A 20,874-nucleotide genomic window follows, 5' to 3' on the forward strand; every position below is an offset into this window, starting at 1 on the left:
CAATGGAAAAGAAATCCCGCTCTCTTGGCATCTCGGGCAACCTGGCCAAGAAATTTATTTCCTCGCCACTGACGCCGCTGATGCTGATCACCGCTTTCGCGCTGGGCATCATTGCGCTGCTGATGCTTCCGCGAGAAGAAGAGCCGCAGATCTCGGTGCCGATGGTTGACATTCAGGTTTCCGCCGATGGCCTCAAGGCTGTCGATGCGGTCAAACTGATCACCGAGCCTCTGGAAACCATCATCAAGAGCATCAATGGCATAGATCACGTCTATTCCAATACCTATGATGATATGGTCGTTGTAACGGCCCGTTTCCTCGTTGGTACCGACTCCGACGCAGCGATCTTGCGCGTCCACGACAAGGTGAACGCCAACCTCGATCAGATCCCGGTCGGTATCAGTCAGCCCCTTATAGTGGGTCGCGGCATTGACGATGTCGCCATCACGGTGCTTACGCTGTCTCCGCAGCCCAATGTGGCGAAAAACTGGACGGACTCCACCCTCTACAACATCGCCGACGAGCTTCGTGTCGAACTGGCCAAGCTCGATGATATCGGCCTCACCTATATCGTCGGTGGACAGACCGATCAGATCCGCGTCGAGCCGGACCCAGAGAAGCTGGCCCTTTATGGTGTCACCTTGCAGCAGTTGGTCGGAAAGGTTCAGGCCGCGAACAAATCCTTCATGGCCAGTTCCATCCGTGAGGCCGGCAAGTCTGTTCCCGTAGCAGTGGGGCAGACTCTGCATGGCGTCCCTGATATTGGCCTTTTGTTGCTGACTACGCTTGATGGCCGTCCGGTCTATGTGAAAGACGTGGCCACAATCGTGGTTGGAGACAGCCAGCAGGATCATCGCGTCTGGAATCTCAAACGCCAAGAGGGTGCCGAGGGCTTTGAAAAACTGCCCGCCGTTTCTCTCGCGATAGCCAAGCGCAAAGGGGCCAATGCGGTTAATATCGCTCATGCCATTCTTGAGCGCGTTGACCAGTTGAAAGGCGAGATCATTCCCGAAGGCATCAATGTCGACATCACCCGTGACTATGGAGAAACGGCCAACGAAAAAGCCAATGAACTGCTTTATCACCTCGGACTGGCTACGGTTTCCATCGTTATCCTCGTCGGACTGGCGATTGGCATTCGTGAAGGTATCGTCGTTTTCATCGTTATCCCGACGACGATTCTGCTGACGCTCGCAGCCGCCTATCTGATGGGCTATACCATCAACCGCGTGTCGCTGTTTGCCCTCATCTTCGCTATCGGCATTCTCGTCGATGACGCCATCGTGATGATTGAAAACATATCGCGACACTGGGCGATGAAAGACGACCGATCGAAGATTCAGGCTGCGATTGAAGGTGTTGCGGAAGTCGGCAACCCCACCGTTATCGCAACCCTCACCGTGGTTGCAGCTCTGCTGCCCATGATGTTCGTTTCCGGCATGATGGGCCCCTATATGAGCCCGATTCCGGCGGTTGCCTCGGCTGCGATGGTTCTGTCCTTCTTCGTGGCAGTCATGCTTACCCCATGGCTGATGAATCTCATCGGCAAACAGGGCCATAGTGAAGCCGAAGACGGCGGCATTCTTGGACGCACCTATCGCATCTTCGCCAAGCCCGTGCTTGCTGGGCGAGGCACCGCATGGACGTTCCTGTTGATCGTCGGCTTTGCAACCATAGCCTCGACATTCCTGATCTACACCAAACATGTCACCGTCAAGCTGTTGCCGTTCGACAACAAGTCAGAGCTCCAGATTGTGGCCGATCTTCCTGAAGGATCATCCATGGAGGACACGGATCGTCTGCTCAATGCTGCCGCTCACAAGCTGGATGGCATTGAGGAAATCGTCTCGATCCAGTCCCACGCGGGCACCGCAGCACCGTTTGGCTTCAATGGCCTCGTTCGGCATTATTTCTTCCGCTCGAACCCTGAACAGGGTGACTTGCAGATCAATCTGACAAGCAAGGAAGAACGTCACCGGACCAGTCATGAAATCGCCCTTGAAGTGCGTGACCTGATCTCGGATCTGGCAAAACCGGCAGGCACCGTGCTCAAGGTCGTGGAAGTGCCACCCGGACCTCCGGTTCTCTCGACCCTGCTCGCGGAAATCTATGGACCAACGCCGGAAATCCGCCGGGCCGTTGCTACCGAAGTGCGCAAGCTGTTTGAGGAAGTTCCCTTCATCGTTGACGTAGATGACAGTTTCGGCACGCCCACGACCCGCGCCCGCTTGCGCATTGACCAGGACAGCCTTGAATATCACAATGTTGATCAGGGTGATGTGTATGACACCATCTCCTACTATCTGAACGGTCAGGTTGTCGGCTACTCGCACAAGGGCGGTGGACGTCGCCCGGTCGAAATCGCCGTCAAGCCGGACAAATCCGATCTGACGATCTCCGAACGTCTGCTGACCATACCTGTGCCGCAGAATGAGATCCCGGATGAACGCGGTGTTGTCGAGTTGGGAGACGTCATTCGCGTTGATCGCGAGCAGGCCAGTTTCCCGGTCTTCCGCCACAATGGACGCTCAGCTGAAATGGTTCAGGCCGATCTTGCGGGCGACTATGAAGCTCCGATTTATGGCATGCTGGCGGTTCAGGAAAAGATCGACGCCCATGACTGGGGCGATCTGCCCAAACCGAAGATCATACTCAACGGCCAGCCCAAGGACGATTCCGAAGTCGCCTTGCTCTGGGACGGAGAGTGGGAAGTCACCTGGGTCACCTTCCGCGACATGGGAGCCGCCTTTGGCATCGCAATCCTGGCCATCTATGCGCTGGTTGTGGCTCAGTTCCACTCCTTCCGTGTGCCACTGGTGGTCTTGACACCAATCCCGCTGACGCTGATCGGCATCATGATTGGCCACTGGATATTCGGTGCTCCATTCTCGGCAACCTCGATGATTGGCTTCATTGCACTTGCCGGGATCATCGTAAGGAACTCGATCCTTCTGGTCGATTTCGTTGGTCATGAAAAAGGTTCTGGCAGACCACTCAAGGAGGTTCTTCTTGAAGCTGGCTCCATCCGCTTCAAACCCATCATGCTGACGGCTCTTGCCGCCATGATCGGCGCGGTGGTGATCCTTGCCGACCCGATCTTCCAGGGCCTGGCCATCTCGCTGCTGTTCGGTCTGGCCTCGTCAACCCTGCTGACGGTTCTCGTCATCCCGGCGATCTATATCGCACTCAAGGGAACGGACAGAAAGGTCTGAGCGACCGAGCGAGAAAATGACAAATACAAAACCCGGCACCAGTTGCCGGGTTTTTTGGTTTCGGGGAGAGGGGATGAAGCAGGCATGAAATTCCATGAGCGGCCGGCCAATGCGGCAGTAAACCTGCTACCAAAAGAAGGGATCGCGTCATGCAAACGTCAACCAGCCCGTTGATTTGGACCCCAAAAAAATCAGTCACATTGAAGACGATAAGCGCTTCAGACAGCCGTCTGCATGCACCTCACGAATCCCAAGATATCAACAATTTTGTGCATGGCTGACATTACTTCATAATAATTCTAAACTTTTACCTTTAAATCCGTGTCCAAAAAAGTAGACTTGCGCCAACGGTTTTTAGGACCATTTCGTTCAAAAAAGAATTAGGAGACCATCATGAACGGTAAAAAAGTTCCGAGCGTTACATTTCACACGCGTGTCCGCGATGAAGCCATCGGCGGCGACAATCCGTTCCGTTGGCAGGACATGACTTCCGACGATTATTTCAAGGGCAAACGCGTTATCCTGTTCTCTCTTCCAGGAGCCTTCACACCGACCTGTTCTACCTTCCAACTGCCTGATTTTGAAAAGCTCGCTGACAAATTCAAAGAACTCGGCATCGATGAAATCTACTGCATGGCAGTCAACGACTCTTTCGTCATGAACGCCTGGGCAAAAGGCCAGAAGCTTGAAAATGTCAAGGTCATCCCGGACGGCTCCGGTGAGTTTACCCGCAAGATGGGCATGCTCGTAAACAAGGACAATATCGGCTTTGGCATGCGCTCATGGCGCTATGCCGCAGTCATCAAGGACGGTGTCGTCGAGAAATGGTTCGAAGAAGAAGGCTTCTCCGACCTTTGCGAATCCGACCCGTATGGCGTTTCCGCTCCACAGAATATTCTCAAAGCTCTCGCAAGCTGATACGCCTTGCACCCTACACAGCTTTGATCATTTTAAAAACGGCAGCTCACAATGGGCTGCCGTTTTTGCGTCGGGATTTGAAACAATCTCACCCCCCGGCAATCACGGCCTTCACTCCATCTGCAATAAACTGCACAGAAAGCGCAGCCAGCAGAACGCCGAGAAGGCGGGTGAGGATGTTGCGGCCATTGTCTCCAAGCATCTTGTCGACCCAACCGGAAATCACGAAGGTAACAAGAACCAGCAGCAGGACAACGGCAACAATCGCCAAAATGGAGATATGACCGATCCATCCCGTGCTTTGCGAGGTAAGCAGCAACACCGCAGAAATGGCTCCCGGACCTGAAATGAGCGGAATGGCGAGGGGAAATATGGCGATGTCATGCATCTCGTCATCACTCATGACCTGCTCTGCCGACTGTGACTTGCGCTTCTCACGCTTCTCGAACACCATTTCAAAGGCAATGGCAAACAGCAGCAAACCGCCAGCGATACGAAAGGCCGGGATCGAAATTCCCAGAATCTGCAAGATCGACTGACCAATCAGGCCAAACGTCAACAGGATGCCCGTTGCCGCAATGACAGCACGAATACCGATCTTGATCCGCTCCTGCTTGGATGCACCCGCGGTAATCGCAAGGAAAATTGGCGCCAGTCCTATTGGATCAATGGTAACGAAAAGAGTTGCGAAAGCATTCAGCAGCACATCGATCGGCAACATAAACAAAACCCTTCCTAAAAAATGCAGAATGCGATATTACACGCATTCCGACGCAATCAAGCCGTCATCCGACACAAAATCCGATCTTTCACAAAAAAGCTTTGTCAGATGCATGATTTTGCGCACAGGCCCATAGCAAAACTTTGCTGCGAGCCGTTAAATCCGCTATACAGAATTACCTTTTGACAGGGATTCGAGATACTCCTTTGACAGACAATCAAGATACAATTCCAGGCGCAAGCCCGAGTGACATAAAACCCGTTTCCATCACGGAAGAAATGAAGCGCAGCTACCTCGATTACGCCATGAGCGTGATCGTAAGCCGTGCGCTGCCTGATGTTCGAGACGGGCTCAAACCGGTCCATCGCCGCATTCTCTATTCGATGCACGAGAATGGCTACGAGTGGAACAAGCCCTATCGCAAGTCAGCCCGCGTCGTCGGTGACGTCATGGGTAAATATCACCCTCATGGTGACAGCGCGATCTATGATGCCTTGGTGCGCATGACGCAGGATTTCTCGCTGCGCTTGCCGCTCATCGAGGGGCAGGGGAACTTTGGTTCGGTCGATGGCGACAGCGCCGCGGCCATGCGTTATACGGAATGTCGCCTTGAGAAAGTTGCCAACACGCTGTTGGACGACCTCGACAAGGACACCGTCGACTTCCTCGACAACTATGACGGCTCCGAGCGGGAACCTGCCGTTCTGCCTGCAAAATTCCCTGACTTGCTGGTGAACGGTGCTGGCGGCATTGCCGTCGGCATGGCCACCAACATTCCACCGCACAATCTGGGCGAAGTCATCGATGCCTCTGTTGCTCTTATCGAAAATCCGACCTTGAGCCCTGAGGAACTGATGGAAATCGTTCCTGGTCCAGACTTCCCGACCGGCGGCATCATTCTGGGTCGGGCTGGCATTCGCAGCGCCTATGCGACGGGCCGTGGCTCGGTCATGATGCGAAGCCGGGTCGATGTGGAAGAGATCCGCAAGGACCGCATGGCGCTCATCGTCACCGAGATTCCCTATCAGGTGAACAAGGCCAACATGATCGAGAAGATTGCCGAGGCAGTACGGGACAAACGTATTGAAGGCATTTCCGATATCCGCGACGAGTCCGACCGTCAGGGAATGCGCGTTGTCATCGAGCTGAAACGGGATGCAGTGCCCGATGTGGTGCTCAATCAGCTTTATCGGTTCAGTCAGTTGCAAACGTCCTTCGGCTGCAACATGGTGGCGCTGAACGGTGGCAAGCCGGAGCTGATGAACCTGCGCGACATTCTTGTCGCCTTCAACGCATTTCGCGAAGAAGTTGTTAGCCGTCGCACCAAGTTCCTGCTCAACAAGGCCCGTGACCGGGCTCATGTGCTGGTTGGTCTGGCCATCGCTGTTGCCAATATCGACGAAGTCATCCGGACCATCCGTCAGGCACCCGATCCGGCAACAGCCCGCAACGAATTGATGGAACGACGCTGGCCAGCTGAAGACATCGCCCCTCTGATCAGCCTGATCGACGACCCTCGCCACAAGCTCAATGACGATGGTACCTATAATCTGTCTGAAGAGCAGGCCCGTGCCATTCTCGATCTGCGACTGCAACGCCTCACGGCCCTTGGTCGCGATGAGGTCAGCGATGAGCTCAACAGCTTGGGCGAAAAGATAGCAGACTATCTCGATATTCTGCGGTCGCGTGAGCGGATCTATGCGATCGTCAAGGAAGAAATGCTCGCCTTGAAGGAAGAGTTCGCGACTCCGCGCAAGACCGAGATTGTCGAAGGTGGAGCCGATTTCGATGACGAGGATCTGATCCAGCGTGAAGACATGGTCGTTACCTTCTCTCACGCCGGTTATATCAAGCGCGTTCCGCTTTCCACCTATCGCGCCCAGCGCCGCGGTGGCAAGGGCAGGGCAGGCATGGCGACCAAGGACGAGGATTTCGTCACGCGTCTCTTCGTCGGCAACACCCATACTCCAGTGCTCTTCTTCTCGTCGCGCGGCATAGCCTACAAGATGAAAGTCTGGCGGCTGCCTCTTTCTGCACCGCACGGCAAGGGCAAAGCCCTCATCAATCTTCTGCCATTGCAGCAGGGGGAGATCATCACGTCCATTCTGCCACTTCCTGAAGACGAGGAAAGCTGGGATACGCTGGATTTGATGTTTGCAACGGTTTCCGGCTCGGTTCGCCGCAACAAGCTTTCGGACTTCAAACTGGTCAACCGCAACGGCAAGATCGCCATGAAATTCGAGGAAGGTCCCGATGGGGATCCAACCGACGGTATCATTGGCGTTGAGACCTGTAGCGCAACCGATGACGTGATGTTGACCACCGCCAAGGGCCAGTGCATCCGCTTCCCTGTTGAAGACGTGCGCGTCTTCCAGTCCCGTGGCTCCACGGGCGTTCGCGGTATTCGCCTCGAAGAAGACGACAAGGTTATCTCCATGTCGATCCTGCATCATTTCGAAGCGACACCGGATGAGAGAAGCGAATATCTGCGTCAGGCCAATGCCGCACGCCGTGCCCTCAATGGCGAGGCCATGGAGGAAAGCAGTGAACTGGCCGCCGATATCCCCGTCACCGCTCTGCCGGTTGAACGCTACGCCGAAATGGGCGGCGCCGAACAGTTCGTTCTCACCATTTCAGAAAATGGCTATGGCAAACGGACATCATCCTTCGAATATCGCACATCGGGCAGGGGCGGCAAAGGCATTGCTGCCATGGCTGTCAATGAGCGAAACGGTCGCCTCATTGCAAGTTTCCCGGCTGAGGAAACGGATCAGATCATGCTGGTAACCGATGGTGGCCAGCTCATCCGTTGCCCGATCGATGGCATCCGCATTGCCGGTCGCTCGACACAAGGGGTTACGGTCTTCAAAACCCGTGAAGCCGAGCATGTCGTCTCGGTCGAACGCATCCCTGAAGAAGATCAGGACGAGGAGGATGAAACCGGAGAAAGCCCATCTGAGGATGGTGCACCGGATCAGCCTATCCCGGACAGTTCGTCTGACAGCGACGAGTAGAATTGGCTTTCAAACGCGCTTTGAAAGACCATTCCACACATAAAAAAAGCAAGAGCCCCAAACCGGGGCTCTTGCTTTTTTGCTAGTGATCAGACCATCTCGATGCTGTCGCAATCCGGACCTAAATCCCGTTTATCGAGAAAACATCAAAATCCTTCGATCCTGCTCCCTATCAGTTCACACAGGAGTGAGAGCCTTTGTAGGCGATGCATTGACCGGAATCATTATCCCAGAAATTCAAACTTGAAATAGCCAGATCCGTGCCATAACCACTTGAGAGGGCGGAGGATCCGCTCATCGCAATGATTGCAAGTCCCAGGACGCAAACAAGAATACCCGTCGCCACCATGATCTTTGTCAGTCTGAAATAGGCCATCATCATTTTCCCCATCACTCGCCAGCAGCGCTTTCCGATTAAGCTTCTTTTAATCATCTTGAGATGAAAGAGCTCTGAGCGTGTCATTCATTTTCCATTCATTTTCACTTCTCCAACATCCTGTGTGAACTTGCGCCCACATCACGAAGACGCGCCAACCCGTAAAATGGTTCAAAAAATTCTCATTCCGCCCCGTGTTAGACCAATTCGGTCTTGTGATTGAGAGACAACAAAGCTAGGACTTTGAGCATGTCAGACAAAATCGCCATATATCCCGGATCATTTGACCCCATTACACTGGGGCATCTGGACATCGTTCATCGCGCCTGCCACCTCGTGGACAAGCTGGTACTGGCTATTGGCGTGCATCATGGCAAGAAGCCCTTTTTCTCTGCCGATGAAAGATTTCGCCTTATCAATGAGGTGATTGCTCCAATCGCCGAGAAAACAGACACCAGGCTTGAGGTCGTCGCCTTTGATGATCTGGTGATTGACGTTGCAAACCGCACCGGTTCAACCATTCTGATCCGAGGCCTGCGGGACGGGACCGACTTCGACTATGAAATGCAGATGGCAGGGATGAACGAAACGATCGCACCCCAGATCCAGACCATTTATTTGCCATCGAGCGGCGCTGTTCGCCACATTGCTGCCAGTTTGGTGCGTCAAGTCGCAATGCTGGGTGGTGACATCTCTGCATTTGTTCCAGAGGCCGTCAAAATCGCCTTCGATGAAAAACTAGTACGCTGACAGGATTAATCATGCCGTCTATCAGAAGCATAGCTGCCTATGCCATTCTTTTGCTTACCCTGATTGCAACACCTTTGTTATCCGCACAGGCTCAGGACAAAGACAATCTCCTTTATCTGGACACCCAATATGGCCGCGTGGTGATTCAGATGCTACCGGACCTCGCTCCCAATCATGTGGAGCGCATCAAGACCCTCACCAAGCAGGGTTTTTACGATGGAATTAAATTCCACCGTGTCATCAAGGGCTTCATGGCTCAGACCGGCGACCCCCTTGGCAACGGCACGGGCGGATCCGATCTGCCTGATTTGAAAGCCGAATTCTCCAGCCAGCCCTATGTTCGCGGTATCGTGGGAATGGCACGGGTGGCAAATCCCAACAGTGCCAATAGCCAGTTTTTCATCATGTATGCCGATGCGCACGGGCTTGATGGTCAATACACAGCTTGGGGCAAGGTCATTTCCGGAATGGAATATGTCGATCAGTTGCACGCGGGCGAACCGCCGCTCAATCCCGACATCATCGTCAAGATGCAACTCGCCACAGATGCGAAATAAGCAGCGAGTTTAGCTTCCGTTAAACCCTGAACTCTAAAGATCACGATCAAGAAATCTTGCTATCAACTTGTGAGGAACAGACCATTGGCAGATATCAAAGACCCTGAAAACACCCTCGTCATGGAAACCACCAAAGGCAAAATCGTTATTGCTCTGCGCCCTGACCTGGCACCAGCTCATTGCGAACGCCTCAAAGAGCTGTCCCGAGAAGGATTTTACGATGGCATTGTCTTCCATCGCGTCATTGATGGCTTCATGGCCCAGGTTGGCTGCCCTCATGGAACCGGAACCGGCGGCTCGGACAAGCCGAACCTGAAGGCCGAATTCTCGACAACCAAGCATGTTCGCGGATCCTGCTCCATGGCCCGTGCGATGGACCCCAACTCTGCCAACAGTCAGTTTTTCATCTGCTTTGACACCGCTCCTTGGCTCGACAATCAATACACCTATTGGGGCGATGTCATCGAGGGCATGGAAAATGTCGACCAAATCAAACGCGGCGAACCCGTGAAAGACCCCGACAGCATCGTTTCCATGAAAGTGGCAGCAGACCTCTAAGCTCAGTTGCCTTACGCAAGGCAATTGTTCAACGCATTTTCTTGCGACACGCATTCCTCGGTGGTGCGTGTCGCTTTCTTTTTTGCCGCTCGCATTCGCCCTGACTCCGGAAACGACTAACGCCATTTATGCAATTGCGAGCCGCCAAACATGGCCGAATGACACAAAACGGGTTGAACTCACCGCAGATGCGGGATAAGAAGCCGTTCAATCCGACACCGGCCCTTGAGTTTTATTTCGAGATCAAACGGCAAGATCCCGAGCAATCTGATATTGCCAGGCACTTACGCACCTTGATGATCGAGCGGACCGGATGCGCCCTCAAACGCCCACAAAGAATCGACTTGTACCATGCGCGTCGACAGTTTCGACTTTGATCTTCCCCAACACTGTATCGCCTTGCGACCTCACAATCCCCGTGACGAGGCAAAGCTTCTCTTTGTTCCCGGAGAAGAGCCATTTCAAGATCATTCTGTTCTCGACCTGCCAGCTTTTCTTGAGCCTGGCGACGCGCTTGTATTCAACGACACCAAGGTTATTCCCGCCGAACTGTCCGGTGATCGCGTGCGTGGTGACATCCGTGCAGGCATTCACTTCAATCTGCACAAGCGGGAAGATCTGTCCACCTGGCGCGCTTTTGCCCGTCCGGCAAAGAAGATTCAACTTGGCGATGTTATCGAGTTCGGCCCCGATTTTTCAGCCGATGTAACAGAAAAAGGCGATGCCGGAGAGGTTTGCCTTCGCTTCAATTGCGACGGCCCGGCACTTGACCGAGCGATTGCCACCGTCGGCCATATTCCTTTGCCGCCCTACATCGCGTCAAAACGCGCTGAGGATGAAAAGGACAAAGCCGACTACCAGACGATCTATGCCCGCGAAGAAGGCGCTGTTGCAGCTCCTACGGCTGGATTGCACTTCACCGACCGGTTGTTTGAAAAACTGGACGCGCACGGCATCGAACGTCATTTCGCAACGCTGCATGTCGGGGCAGGGACCTTCCTGCCGGTAAAGGCTGACGACACCGATGACCACAAGATGCATTCCGAATGGGGCGAGATCTCACCTGAGTTGGCAACCAGTCTGAACGCGGTACACGAGCGAGGCAACAGGATCATCGCGGTCGGGACCACGTCCCTGCGCCTTCTTGAAAGCGCAACCGGCAAAGATGGGATAATCCGCCCCTTTTGTGGTGACACGGACATTTTCATCACCCCCGGCTATACTTTTCGGGCAATCGATGGCCTGATGACCAACTTTCACCTGCCCAAATCTACGCTCTTCATGCTCGTCTCAGCCCTGATGGGGCGGGAACGCATGCAGGCGGCTTATGCCCATGCCATAGAAGGGGGCTACCGATTCTACTCCTACGGAGATTCCTCACTGCTGCTGCCAAACCGAGATTGAGCGCGCCGGAGACAAGAAGATATGACCGAACTGTCACAGACTGATATGTCCACACCACCCGCAAACAGCGATCGCATGGGGCTCGGCCAGCCTTTGCCGAATCCGGCACATACCGAGTTCGGCTTCAACTTGCTGGCAACCGATGGCAAGGCACGACGAGGCGAGGTCCATATGCCGCGCGGCGTCATTCGCACACCCGCCTTCATGCCTGTCGGCACGGCGGCAACAGTCAAATTCATGTATCCCGGCCAAGTGCGGGACCTCGGGGCAGATGTCATTCTGGGCAATACCTATCACCTGATGCTGCGTCCCGGAGCCGAACGTGTGGCAGACCTTGGGGGCTTGCACAAATTTGCAAACTGGCCCTATCCAATCCTGACGGACTCTGGCGGATTTCAGGTCATGTCTCTGGCGCAACTTCGAAAAATGAGTGAAGAGGGCGTCGAGTTCAAATCCCACATCGATGGCGCCAAATTCATGATGTCGCCGGAACGCTCGATCGAAATCCAGTGTCTGCTGGGGTCCGACATCCAAATGCAGCTTGATGAATGCACCCGATTGCCTGCCGAGGAAGCCGAGATCGAAAAAGCAATGCAGCTTTCCCTGCGCTGGGCAGAGCGCTGCAAAACACAGTTTGGCAATCGGCCGGGCCAAGCCATGTTCGGCATTGTGCAGGGTGGGGACGTTCCGCGTTTGCGTGAGGAATCAGCACTTGCCCTCAAGGCCATGGACCTCAAGGGCTATTCCATTGGCGGCCTGGCGGTGGGTGAACCGCAAGCCGTCATGCTCGACATTCTGGATATTACCTGCCCCTTGTTGCCGGAGAACAAGCCTCGCTACCTGATGGGCGTTGGCACACCGGACGATCTGATAGAAGCCGTTAGCCGCGGCGTGGACATGTTTGACTGCGTGATGCCGACCCGCGCCGGGCGCCACGGGCTCGCCTATACGAGATTTGGCAAGATCAATCTCAAGAATGCCCGTCACAAGGACGACCCACGTCCGTTGGACCCGGAAAGCCCTTGTCCGGCAGCCCGCGACTATTCCCGCGCCTATCTCTATCACCTCATCAAGTCAAACGAGGCATTGGGATCCATGCTGCTGACATGGAACAATCTCGCCTATTATCAAGCCCTTATGCAGGGCATGCGAGACGCCATTGAGCTTGGCCGGTTTGAAAATCACAAGCATGAAGTCAAGATGGGGTGGCAGCGCGGAGACATGCCCGCCTTATAGTGGTCTTTTGACCTGGAAACCTGTTTCTCGGCCTTTTAAATTCAAGTCAGGTCGAAAGCCCCGGCACGCGCTCGATGAGAGTGGAGGTTATGCGCCATTCGCTCTTTCCAATCCTTTGCATGCCAAACATGACATTCCAAGCCACGCCATCCTTGTCGACGAGATAGCCATGCTGTACCGGCACCGGACCATCAAGGCTCATCCCTGTGAAGCGAAATGAATAGGCATTCAGCAACGGGATATTGTGTGCGGCGAAAAAGGCCAGGAGGTCTTGCGGGCTATCAAAGGCACCTTGTGTCATTTGTGTCAGCGTCTGGGAAAAGAGGTCGGCCCGCAACTGGTTCAGACTGACAACATGCATCTTGACGACAGCCTGGATCGCGTCCCGGTCTTCCAGCGTCACAACAAGCTCGGCCTTATTCCCCGCCTCGACACTCAATGAGGGATTGGAAACCTGAGATGCAGGCTCAGCCAGTCCAGAGCCGGACAAGCCTATCAAGGCGACTGCTGCCGAGATGGCAACACAGAATTGTTTCATGGCGAATTTCTCCGTGTGATGGTTTCTCGTTCTCCTTTTTTCATCCCCGCAAATAGAGGACCATGGTTCTTGCCCACCACAACAGAATAACGCAATTTGTGCGCCAAGTGATAATAATGTGAACTATATAAGTCGGTTAACACTCCTCGAAATATGTCGAAATCGACCAAAATAGTGCAATATGTGCGTCACATATCAATATATTCAAGTCACTAAACTGTCATATTGGAAAGATCGGCTTGTTGGCCAGCACTGTGAATAACTTGTGTTTCACGGACAATCCGGTTCGTGAAGGAGGATCTAAATGGGCAAGACATCCGTAGTCTTGAGCCCGTTACAAGACTCGCAATATCGGCAAGACCCTCTTTTCGCGACAAGACAGCTTAGGCCACAAATAGGCGTCGAACTGCCAGACAGACCAGGTAAGTTTTATGAAGGTACAGGAAGGGGGAATGGTATGCCCGGAAGGATTCGAACCTTCGACCGTCCGATTAAAAGTCGGATGCTCTACCAACTGAGCTACGGGCACTCAAAGCGCGTGGGCCAATAAAGCTGACCCTTCGCATATATCTTTCAGGCTCAAAACCTGCCAACTGACTTCCCCGTTGGAAAGGGAACATGTCATCTCCCATAATCGCTCTTCGACAATGAGCCAAGAAGCCATCAACCGTGAACAAACGCACAAGCAAGATCGCAATAACGAACCAGACCCTTGCAGCGAATGTCGGGGAAAATGGTATGCCCGGAAGGATTCGAACCTTCGACCGTCCGATTAAAAGTCGGATGCTCTACCAACTGAGCTACGGGCACATCACGTTGGTGAGCGCCTTTTTAACGCATTTTTCGGCTCAGTCAACACCCGCAACCAATTCTATCTATTTTCCGTGGGAAAACTCAATCAAGGTCATAAATCAGTGATTTGGTAAGCGAAAGACAAATTTGGAAAAGAGATTTGACTTCAAACCATTCTCAAAATGAATTTATCGTCATACTTGCGTTCTTGACTAGCCAATTCGACAAATTAATGTTTAGAAAGCGTATTAAGAGACCGACCGCATACGTTTGCCAACACAAAGGTAAGACAAAATCTCTGTCTATACTTTGTTCCCGGAGAAAAAAATGAATTTTGACATTACCTTGACCGGTGCCTTGATCGCGGGTCTCATTTCATTCGTCTCCCCCTGTGTGCTGCCGTTGGTCCCGCCCTATCTCTGCTTCATCGCTGGTGTTTCGATGGACGAATTTGTCGGAACCCGCGACAAACGTCGGGCAGCCTGGCGCATCTTTTTCGCCGCACTTGCCTTTGTTCTTGGCTTCACGACGATTTTTGTTCTTCTTGGAGCCGGTGCCTCGGCAATCGGGCAATATCTGCAACGCCATTCAGGAACGCTTTCCTACGTTGCCGGTGCCATCATCATCATCATGGGCCTGCATTTCCTCGGCCTGTTCCGCATTTCCTTCCTCTATCGCGAGGCAAGGCTCAATGTCAGGAACAAACCGGCAGGGCTCATCGGGTCTTATCTCATCGGGCTCGCCTTTGCCTTTGGCTGGACCCCATGCATCGGCCCGGTTCTGGCCACCATTCTCGCGATTGCAAGCACCGAAGACAATGTGCAACACGGCATGATTCTGCTGGCAACATATAGCCTCGGTCTGGGTATTCCTTTCCTTCTGGCTGCCATTTTCGCGGCTCAGTTTATGGGCTTGATGCAGAAATTCCGCAAGCATATGGGCACCGTTGAGAAGATCATGGGCATACTTCTGATCATCTCAGGCATCCTGTTTCTCACCGGACAGGTACAAAATGCGGCATTCTGGCTCCAGGAAATGCTGCCCGGCCTCAGCGCAATCGGATAGGCCGCGGCGGCTCGCATCCAATCCTCAGGCGGCGTGCGAGCCTGTCCGACCTCTTTTCAAAAGGTTGGCCGGAAAAGTTGCCAACAACACGCCCGCCATGACCAGAATGAGACCGATAAGGTGGAATGACCTGAAGGCTTCATCAAGAAACAGAACAGCCATGATCACTCCGGCAAGCGGCTGCAAATACATCACCAGACCAGCGGTCGCCGGACCAAGCTTCCTGATAAGATACTGATAGGCAAGGAAAGCGCCTACCGATGAAAACAGCACCAGTGCCGCAAGGCTGAACCATTGGCTGCCATGGGTGGTGATCGTCACATATTGGGTATTTTCCCAAATCACGAACGGAATCTGAATGACAGCTCCTGTCAGGCCGACAATGGTGAACATGCCAACTGTCGGCACGGCATTGAAAACAGAGTTTTTCGACAGAACGGTATAAACGGCCCAACTGGACGCAGCGATCACGAACAGCAGATCGCCAAAGGAAAACTCGATGGAGAGCAGGGTTTCCAGATGTCCCTTGCTGACAATGAACAGAATTCCGGCCAACCCGAGCACGATGCCGATTGCCTCTCTTGATGAGATCTTGCGGCCACGGAAGGCCCACTCAAGCACGACGATGAGCAGGGGAGGTGTTGCATAGATCAATGTCCCGTTGGTCGCAGACGAGTGTCTGAGCGCCATATAAACGCCAGATCCGCAGATCCCCATCCCCAAAAAAGCGATAAGCAGAATAAGCTTCCATTGCTGCAAGAAGAGCTTGCGGTGCCTGACCAGAGAGGTCCAGGCAAAGGGAAGAATGACCAAGGATGCAAGCCCCCAGCGCAGGAAGGCCAACGTAAAAGGCGTAATGGTCCCGACGGCAACGGCACCAAAAATGAGGTTGGACGCCAGCAATATGGGACAAACGGCAAAAAGCAAATAGGCAAAGACGCGTGGAGACAAAACAGGATCCAGAAACAGGAAAAAAAGGAAAAGGCAAGTTATCGGACCATGAATCCATTTTGAAGATGGCAAATACGAACCGGTCCAGATCGAAGCAAACCATGCCCGAAAAGAGTTGCGCGCACAATCCAAAAAATAATCCGTAGAAACGCAGATTGCCCTAGTTCATGGCCAGCACTTCACCCCGGTAGGGCGACAGCTTGCAATCGTAATTGGCAAATTTGAGTTTGGCGCAGAGCGTTGCCGCTTGGGCCGCATTCTGAATGGGGCCCAAAATGAGGTTGATCGCAAGCCGTTTGTCCGGCCGTTGTGACACGCGGCTCAATGGCTTGAGATCGCCAACAAGGTCACGTTGTGAGCCGGATATCTCTCTCCAGGCCATCCGAATGTCCGTGAGCGATATGAAGGGCCCCATATCCAATCCGAACGCGGTCTGGCTTGTTGCAACTGGTGGCATCAAGGGAGCTGCGACTTGCTCGCTTGGAGGATTCACCACCCCACCATTGGCATCGACGGCAACGGCCCCCATGTCCTTGAGATCTTCCGGTTTGCTTCTGGGCAACATGACACTCTGGGAAAGCTCTGCAACAGTGACATCCTGAACGAAGGGTTGCTCTTCGGTCCGCATCACCGGGTTGTCGGTCTTTTTGAAAGGATCAAAGCCCTGTTGCGATGAACTGATTTCAGGTGTTGGCGCAATAGATCCCGTTGACTGCGGATCGACAAGCTGCCCGGATCCATCGGAGTTGAGAATAAACGGACTACGGCTGTCATTCTGTCGCGGCAGCGCGACCACGCGAACGCCAGATCCATCTCCGGGACCCCCAAGCTCTATCTTTGCCAGCCGCTGCTTGAGGCGATCATTCTCGTCTCTCAACCTCTTTGTCGTGACGTGAAATGCGTCAACCTCCCGCTTCAGACTCTTCAACTCGGTGACAAGCTCTTGCAATTGCTGAGCATTCTGTTCCGATCTTTTTGCAAAGGGGTCATAGGTCTGGTTCTGCTCGGCCAACAGCTTGCTTGTCGAACCCGCCGGGAGAGTGGCTCCATTACCGGAAGCATTGTTGGCATCGATTGACCCGGTGACCAGACGTGTGTCAGCCTTGTCCGACATGGCGACCATGCCGGAGCCTTTGGGGCTGTCTTCCTTGTCATCAACCATCGTCAAGGCAACCAGACCAATGAGCACTGCCGCAAGCGCCCACCCGGCCATCATGGTTGCATCAAAGATGGTCTTGCCTGGCCTGGCCATGCAATGCCTCCTTATTGCGCGAATCTTTTTTTCACGCATTGTTAAGCAAAGTATTTTTTTACTTCTCCCGCAAGATCACATCGTATATCTGTCGCAATTGTTCCTTAGGAAAATTGCTACAAAAGACATTTTACAAGAAATGCCAGGGTTCAGGAGGCTCTCAATGGCACAACGCAGCTGTCAGGCAATCATCATAGCTGCGGGGCACGGCACCCGCATGAAATCTCAAAAACCCAAGGTGCTTCACAAGATCGCCGGACTTTCCATGGTTGGGCATGTGGCTCGCAACGCTCAAAAGGCGGGTGTTGACCATGTGTCAGTTGTGATCGGCCCCGACATGGACATTGTTCATAAGGAAGCGGCAAGCATGCACCCGGCGGTCACCGCGCACGTTCAAACCGAACGACTCGGAACGGGCCACGCAGTTCTTGCTGCCAGAAGTGATCTGATCGACGCCAAGGATGACGTGATCGTTCTGTTCGGCGATACACCTTTGTTGCGCCCGGAAACGCTCACAGCTATGCGCGAGAAACTGGCCGAGGGCAACGACGTTGTCGTGTTGGGCTTCTACTCCAATGAACCAGACCCCTATGGACGCCTGCTTGAAGAAAACGGAAATCTGATCGCCATTCGCGAGGCCAAAGACTGCACCCCGGAAGAGTTCAAGGTCAATTTCTGCAACGGCGGCATCATGGGCTTCTCTGGTCCCAAACTGCTCGATCTGCTTGGTGCCATCGACAATAACAATGCACAGGGAGAATATTATCTCACCGATACGGTGGAAATTGCCATACAGCAAGGCCTAAAGGTCACGGCAATCGAAGCCCCTGAAGCCGAATTGCAGGGCGTCAACAACCGCCAGCATCTGGCCAAAGTCGAAAGCACCTTCCAGTCACAGGCCCGCGCCGAAGCCATGACGAATGGCGCCACACTCATAGCACCCGAAACCGTGTTCTTCGCCTATGACACCGAACTTGGCCAGGACGTCATCATCGAACCCAATGTGTTTTTCGCACCCGGGGTGAAAATCTCCGACAATGTCGAAATCCGTGCCAACTCCTATCTGGAATCAGCAACCGTTGCGGAAGGATGCGTCGTCGGTCCTTACGCTCGATTGCGCCCCGGAGCCATCATCGACAAAGGAGCCAAAATCGGCAACTTTGTGGAAATCAAGAAAGCCCATATCGAAGAAGGGGCCAAGGTCAACCATCTCTCCTATATCGGGGATGCGCGTGTCGGTGCCAAAGCCAATATTGGCGCAGGAACCATCACCTGCAATTATGACGGTTTTGACAAGTTCAAAACGGACATCGGCGCCGGGGCCTTTATCGGCTCGAACACTGCGCTGGTCGCTCCTGCAAGTATTGGAGACGGAGCCATCATTGGCGCTGGCAGCGTGATCACAAAACCAGTTGGCAAGGATGACCTGGCAGTAACGCGATCGAAAACTTTTGTAAAAGTAGGTTGGGCTGCACTTTTCCGCGAAAAAAAGAAAAAGAAGAAATAGCCGCAAGAAGTCAAATTAATAACGACGTTTCTTAAACCATCAGTTTAAGTATGTCCAAAGCGTTAGAAACTGCAATCTGATTTGATTTCACGAATCCGGACCTGTGGGTTAGTCAATAGTTAATTCGAAACAGATTGCTTTGGGAAAGAAATATTATGTGTGGCATTGTTGGAATTCTTGGAAATAGTGAAGTTGCGCCCCAATTGGTTGACGCCCTGAAGCGTCTTGAATATCGCGGTTACGATTCAGCAGGTATCGCAACCATTTTCAACTCGAAACTGGACCGCAGACGCGCCCCCGGAAAACTCCGCAATCTGGAACGATTGCTCGGCAGTAACCCGCTTTCCGGTACGATCGGAATCGGTCACACCCGCTGGGCAACACACGGCATTCCAAACGAAACCAACGCACATCCGCATCAGGCAGGCAATGTTGCAGCCGTGCATAACGGCATTATCGAGAATTTTCGCGAGTTGCGCGAGGAACTGACCGCAAAGGGCCATGTTTTCGATACCGAGACAGACACCGAAACGGTCGTTCATCTCATCCATGACGAAATGCAGACTGGCAAGAAGCCGGTCGAGGCCGTTGCTGCTGTTCTGGGCCGCCTGGAAGGGGCCTTTTCGCTCGCAATCATCTTTGGCGGTGAAGAAGACCTGATGATCGGTGCCCGCCGCGGTTCACCTCTTGCCATTGGTCACGGCGATGGGGAAATGTTCCTTGGCTCCGACTCCTTCGCGCTTGCTCCCTTTACCGATGAAGTGACCTATCTTGAAGAAGGCGACTGGGTCGTCCTGACAAGACAGTCAGCCATGTTCTTTGACGAGAACAACAATCAGGTCGAGCGCAAGTCCATCACGGCTCAGGCCTCTGCCAATATCGTCGAGAAGGGCAACTACAAGCATTTCATGGAAAAGGAAATCCATGAACAACCAGAAGTCATTCAGCATACGCTGGCCCGTTATGTCGACTTTGCCAATGGCACGGTCCGTCTTGACGGGACCCTGCCATTCGACTTTGCCAAACTGACCCATATTTCATTGAGTGCTTGCGGCACGGCCTATTATGCCGGTTTGGTCGCTCGTTACTGGTTTGAGAAGCTGGCCCGCATTCCCGTTGATATCGACGTTGCATCCGAGTTCCGGTATCGCGAAATTCCGATGCAACCCAATGGCCTGGCCCTGTTCATTTCCCAATCCGGGGAAACTGCCGACACGCTCGCATCCTTGCGTTACTGCAAGGAAAACGGCCAGCATGTTGCAGCCATCGTCAATGTGTCGGAGAGCACCATTGCACGCGAAAGCGACGTGATTTTCCCAACTCTTGCCGGCCCTGAAATCGGTGTCGCCTCGACAAAGGCCTTTACCTGTCAGCTTTCTGTTTTGCTGTCACTTGCAATCATCGCCGGTCGCGCCCGTGGCACCATCACCGCAGAAGAAGAACAGAGATACACCAAGGCGTTGAGCGAACTGCCCAAATTCATTCGTCAGGCCCTCAGGGAGACAAACAAGATCTCCGATCTCGCGCATGATCTCTCCAAGGTCAAGCATGTGCTGTATCTTGGCCGCGGCACCAACTATCCACTGGCAATGGAAGGGGCCCTCAAGCTCAAGGAGATCTCCTATATCCATGCAGAAGGCTATGCCGCAGGCGAATTGAAGCACGGCCCGATTGCCTTGATCGACGAAACCATGCCCGTCGTCGTCATTGCTCCCGATGATGCCTATTACGACAAGACCGTCTCGAACATGCAGGAAGTGGCGGCCCGTGACGGACGCATCATTCTCATCACGGACGAGTCTGGCGCAAAAAAGAACGCTCTGGAGAATTGCGAGCAAATCGTCATGCCCACGGTGCCGGAGATCATTGCCCCAATCGTCTTCTCCATGCCGGTTCAATTGCTGGCCTATCACACCGCAAACTTCATGGGGACCGATGTCGACCAGCCTCGGAACCTTGCAAAATCCGTGACGGTAGAATAAATCTTCGGCAGATTTAACAAGAAGCAGCTCACCTGTGAAAC

General features: G+C 53.5%; 16 protein-coding genes and 2 tRNA genes. 11 read left to right on the forward strand and 7 right to left on the reverse strand.

What is annotated here, in order from left to right; translation table 11 throughout:
- The first annotated feature begins 2 nt into the window (after positions 1 to 2).
- Both ACHZB8_RS18100 and ACHZB8_RS18105 read left to right on the forward strand, forming a co-directional pair.
- A complete protein-coding gene (locus tag ACHZB8_RS18100; protein ID WP_316862376.1) occupies positions 3 to 3,212 on the forward strand; it encodes an efflux RND transporter permease subunit in 3,210 nt (1,069 codons plus the stop codon).
- Positions 3,213 to 3,605: 393 nt separating this feature from the next.
- Positions 3,606 to 4,130: a peroxiredoxin gene (locus tag ACHZB8_RS18105; protein ID WP_316862377.1), complete on the forward strand. Its 525-nt coding sequence runs from the start codon at positions 3,606 to 3,608 to the stop codon at positions 4,128 to 4,130.
- Positions 4,131 to 4,218: 88 nt separating this feature from the next.
- Here ACHZB8_RS18105 and ACHZB8_RS18110 read toward each other — a convergent pair whose 3' ends face one another.
- On the reverse strand, positions 4,219 to 4,851 hold the full coding sequence (locus ACHZB8_RS18110; protein ID WP_316862378.1) for a MarC family protein: 633 nt from the start codon (positions 4,849 to 4,851) through the stop codon (positions 4,219 to 4,221).
- 278 nt (positions 4,852 to 5,129) lie between these two features.
- On the opposite strand from ACHZB8_RS18110, the gene gyrA reads away from it, so the two are divergent.
- Positions 5,130 to 7,865: a DNA gyrase subunit A gene (gene gyrA / locus ACHZB8_RS18115; RefSeq protein WP_394706226.1), complete on the forward strand. Its 2,736-nt coding sequence runs from the start codon at positions 5,130 to 5,132 to the stop codon at positions 7,863 to 7,865.
- 172 nt (positions 7,866 to 8,037) lie between these two features.
- Here the strand turns inward: gyrA and ACHZB8_RS18120 are convergent, their stop codons facing one another.
- On the reverse strand, positions 8,038 to 8,328 hold the full coding sequence (locus tag ACHZB8_RS18120; protein ID WP_316862381.1) for a hypothetical protein: 291 nt from the start codon (positions 8,326 to 8,328) through the stop codon (positions 8,038 to 8,040).
- A 162-nt stretch (positions 8,329 to 8,490) separates the two neighbouring features.
- Between ACHZB8_RS18120 and coaD the strand changes: the two genes are divergently transcribed.
- The 5 genes from coaD to tgt all read left to right on the forward strand — a co-directional run bounded on the left by coaD (position 8,491) and on the right by tgt (position 12,746).
- Positions 8,491 to 8,991, forward strand: a complete 501-nt coding sequence (gene coaD / locus ACHZB8_RS18125; RefSeq protein WP_316862383.1) for a pantetheine-phosphate adenylyltransferase — start codon at positions 8,491 to 8,493, stop codon at positions 8,989 to 8,991.
- An 11-nt stretch (positions 8,992 to 9,002) separates the two neighbouring features.
- Positions 9,003 to 9,548 carry a peptidylprolyl isomerase gene (locus ACHZB8_RS18130; RefSeq protein ID WP_316862385.1) on the forward strand — a complete coding sequence of 182 codons (546 nt, stop codon included), beginning with the start codon at positions 9,003 to 9,005 and terminating at the stop codon, positions 9,546 to 9,548.
- A gap of 84 nt (positions 9,549 to 9,632) precedes the next feature.
- Positions 9,633 to 10,106, forward strand: a complete 474-nt coding sequence (locus ACHZB8_RS18135; protein WP_316862386.1) for a peptidylprolyl isomerase — start codon at positions 9,633 to 9,635, stop codon at positions 10,104 to 10,106.
- A gap of 351 nt (positions 10,107 to 10,457) precedes the next feature.
- Positions 10,458 to 11,510: a tRNA preQ1(34) S-adenosylmethionine ribosyltransferase-isomerase QueA gene (gene queA / locus ACHZB8_RS18140; RefSeq protein ID WP_316862388.1), complete on the forward strand. Its 1,053-nt coding sequence runs from the start codon at positions 10,458 to 10,460 to the stop codon at positions 11,508 to 11,510.
- 75 nt (positions 11,511 to 11,585) lie between these two features.
- Positions 11,586 to 12,746 carry a tRNA guanosine(34) transglycosylase Tgt gene (gene tgt / locus ACHZB8_RS18145; RefSeq protein WP_316862789.1) on the forward strand — a complete coding sequence of 387 codons (1,161 nt, stop codon included), beginning with the start codon at positions 11,586 to 11,588 and terminating at the stop codon, positions 12,744 to 12,746.
- Between the two features lie 46 nt (positions 12,747 to 12,792).
- Here tgt and ACHZB8_RS18150 read toward each other — a convergent pair whose 3' ends face one another.
- From ACHZB8_RS18150 to ACHZB8_RS18160, 3 genes are all read right to left on the reverse strand, one after another.
- Positions 12,793 to 13,284 carry a DUF4864 domain-containing protein gene (locus ACHZB8_RS18150; protein WP_316862390.1) on the reverse strand — a complete coding sequence of 164 codons (492 nt, stop codon included), beginning with the start codon at positions 13,282 to 13,284 and terminating at the stop codon, positions 12,793 to 12,795.
- Between the two features lie 453 nt (positions 13,285 to 13,737).
- Positions 13,738 to 13,813 (reverse strand) — tRNA-Lys (locus tag ACHZB8_RS18155).
- Between the two features lie 205 nt (positions 13,814 to 14,018).
- Positions 14,019 to 14,094 (reverse strand) — tRNA-Lys (locus ACHZB8_RS18160).
- A gap of 309 nt (positions 14,095 to 14,403) precedes the next feature.
- Here ACHZB8_RS18160 and ACHZB8_RS18165 point away from each other — a divergent pair.
- Positions 14,404 to 15,141, forward strand: coding sequence for a cytochrome c biogenesis protein CcdA (locus tag ACHZB8_RS18165; protein ID WP_316862392.1), 738 nt, complete (start codon positions 14,404 to 14,406; stop codon positions 15,139 to 15,141).
- A 24-nt stretch (positions 15,142 to 15,165) separates the two neighbouring features.
- On the opposite strand, the gene ACHZB8_RS18170 is transcribed toward ACHZB8_RS18165, so the two are convergent.
- Both ACHZB8_RS18170 and ACHZB8_RS18175 read right to left on the reverse strand, forming a co-directional pair.
- Positions 15,166 to 16,092 carry a DMT family transporter gene (locus tag ACHZB8_RS18170; protein ID WP_316862394.1) on the reverse strand — a complete coding sequence of 309 codons (927 nt, stop codon included), beginning with the start codon at positions 16,090 to 16,092 and terminating at the stop codon, positions 15,166 to 15,168.
- 160 nt (positions 16,093 to 16,252) lie between these two features.
- Positions 16,253 to 17,344 (reverse strand): hypothetical protein, encoded by a 1,092-nt coding sequence (locus tag ACHZB8_RS18175; RefSeq protein ID WP_316862396.1) that lies wholly within the window; start codon positions 17,342 to 17,344, stop codon positions 16,253 to 16,255.
- 163 nt (positions 17,345 to 17,507) lie between these two features.
- Between ACHZB8_RS18175 and glmU the strand changes: the two genes are divergently transcribed.
- Complete coding sequence (glmU, locus tag ACHZB8_RS18180) at positions 17,508 to 18,851, forward strand: bifunctional UDP-N-acetylglucosamine diphosphorylase/glucosamine-1-phosphate N-acetyltransferase GlmU (protein ID WP_316862398.1); 1,344 nt, start codon at positions 17,508 to 17,510, stop codon at positions 18,849 to 18,851.
- Between the two features lie 155 nt (positions 18,852 to 19,006).
- The gene (gene glmS, locus ACHZB8_RS18185; RefSeq protein WP_316862399.1) at positions 19,007 to 20,833 is read left to right on the forward strand and encodes a glutamine--fructose-6-phosphate transaminase (isomerizing); all 1,827 of its coding nucleotides are present in this window, start codon (positions 19,007 to 19,009) and stop codon (positions 20,831 to 20,833) included.
- Positions 20,834 to 20,874: the final 41 nt, after the last annotated feature.

This window comes from uncultured Cohaesibacter sp. (genome assembly GCF_963556055.3).
Lineage (GTDB): Bacteria > Pseudomonadota > Alphaproteobacteria > Rhizobiales > Cohaesibacteraceae > Cohaesibacter.

Coding starts and splice junctions, on each gene's coding strand:
- ACHZB8_RS18175 (WP_316862396.1), bottom strand. CDS start 17,344: ATGGCCAGGCCAGGCAAGACCATCTTTGATGCAACCATGATGGCCGGG.
- tgt (WP_316862789.1), top strand. CDS start 11,586: ATGGGGCTCGGCCAGCCTTTGCCGAATCCGGCACATACCGAGTTCGGC.
- glmS (WP_316862399.1), top strand. CDS start 19,007: ATGTGTGGCATTGTTGGAATTCTTGGAAATAGTGAAGTTGCGCCCCAA.
- queA (WP_316862388.1), top strand. CDS start 10,458: ATGCGCGTCGACAGTTTCGACTTTGATCTTCCCCAACACTGTATCGCC.
- ACHZB8_RS18150 (WP_316862390.1), bottom strand. CDS start 13,284: ATGAAACAATTCTGTGTTGCCATCTCGGCAGCAGTCGCCTTGATAGGC.
- gyrA (WP_394706226.1), top strand. CDS start 5,130: ATGAAGCGCAGCTACCTCGATTACGCCATGAGCGTGATCGTAAGCCGT.
- ACHZB8_RS18105 (WP_316862377.1), top strand. CDS start 3,606: ATGAACGGTAAAAAAGTTCCGAGCGTTACATTTCACACGCGTGTCCGC.
- glmU (WP_316862398.1), top strand. CDS start 17,508: ATGGCACAACGCAGCTGTCAGGCAATCATCATAGCTGCGGGGCACGGC.
- ACHZB8_RS18130 (WP_316862385.1), top strand. CDS start 9,003: ATGCCGTCTATCAGAAGCATAGCTGCCTATGCCATTCTTTTGCTTACC.
- coaD (WP_316862383.1), top strand. CDS start 8,491: ATGTCAGACAAAATCGCCATATATCCCGGATCATTTGACCCCATTACA.
- ACHZB8_RS18165 (WP_316862392.1), top strand. CDS start 14,404: ATGAATTTTGACATTACCTTGACCGGTGCCTTGATCGCGGGTCTCATT.
- ACHZB8_RS18100 (WP_316862376.1), top strand. CDS start 3: ATGGAAAAGAAATCCCGCTCTCTTGGCATCTCGGGCAACCTGGCCAAG.
- ACHZB8_RS18120 (WP_316862381.1), bottom strand. CDS start 8,328: ATGACACGCTCAGAGCTCTTTCATCTCAAGATGATTAAAAGAAGCTTA.
- ACHZB8_RS18110 (WP_316862378.1), bottom strand. CDS start 4,851: ATGTTGCCGATCGATGTGCTGCTGAATGCTTTCGCAACTCTTTTCGTT.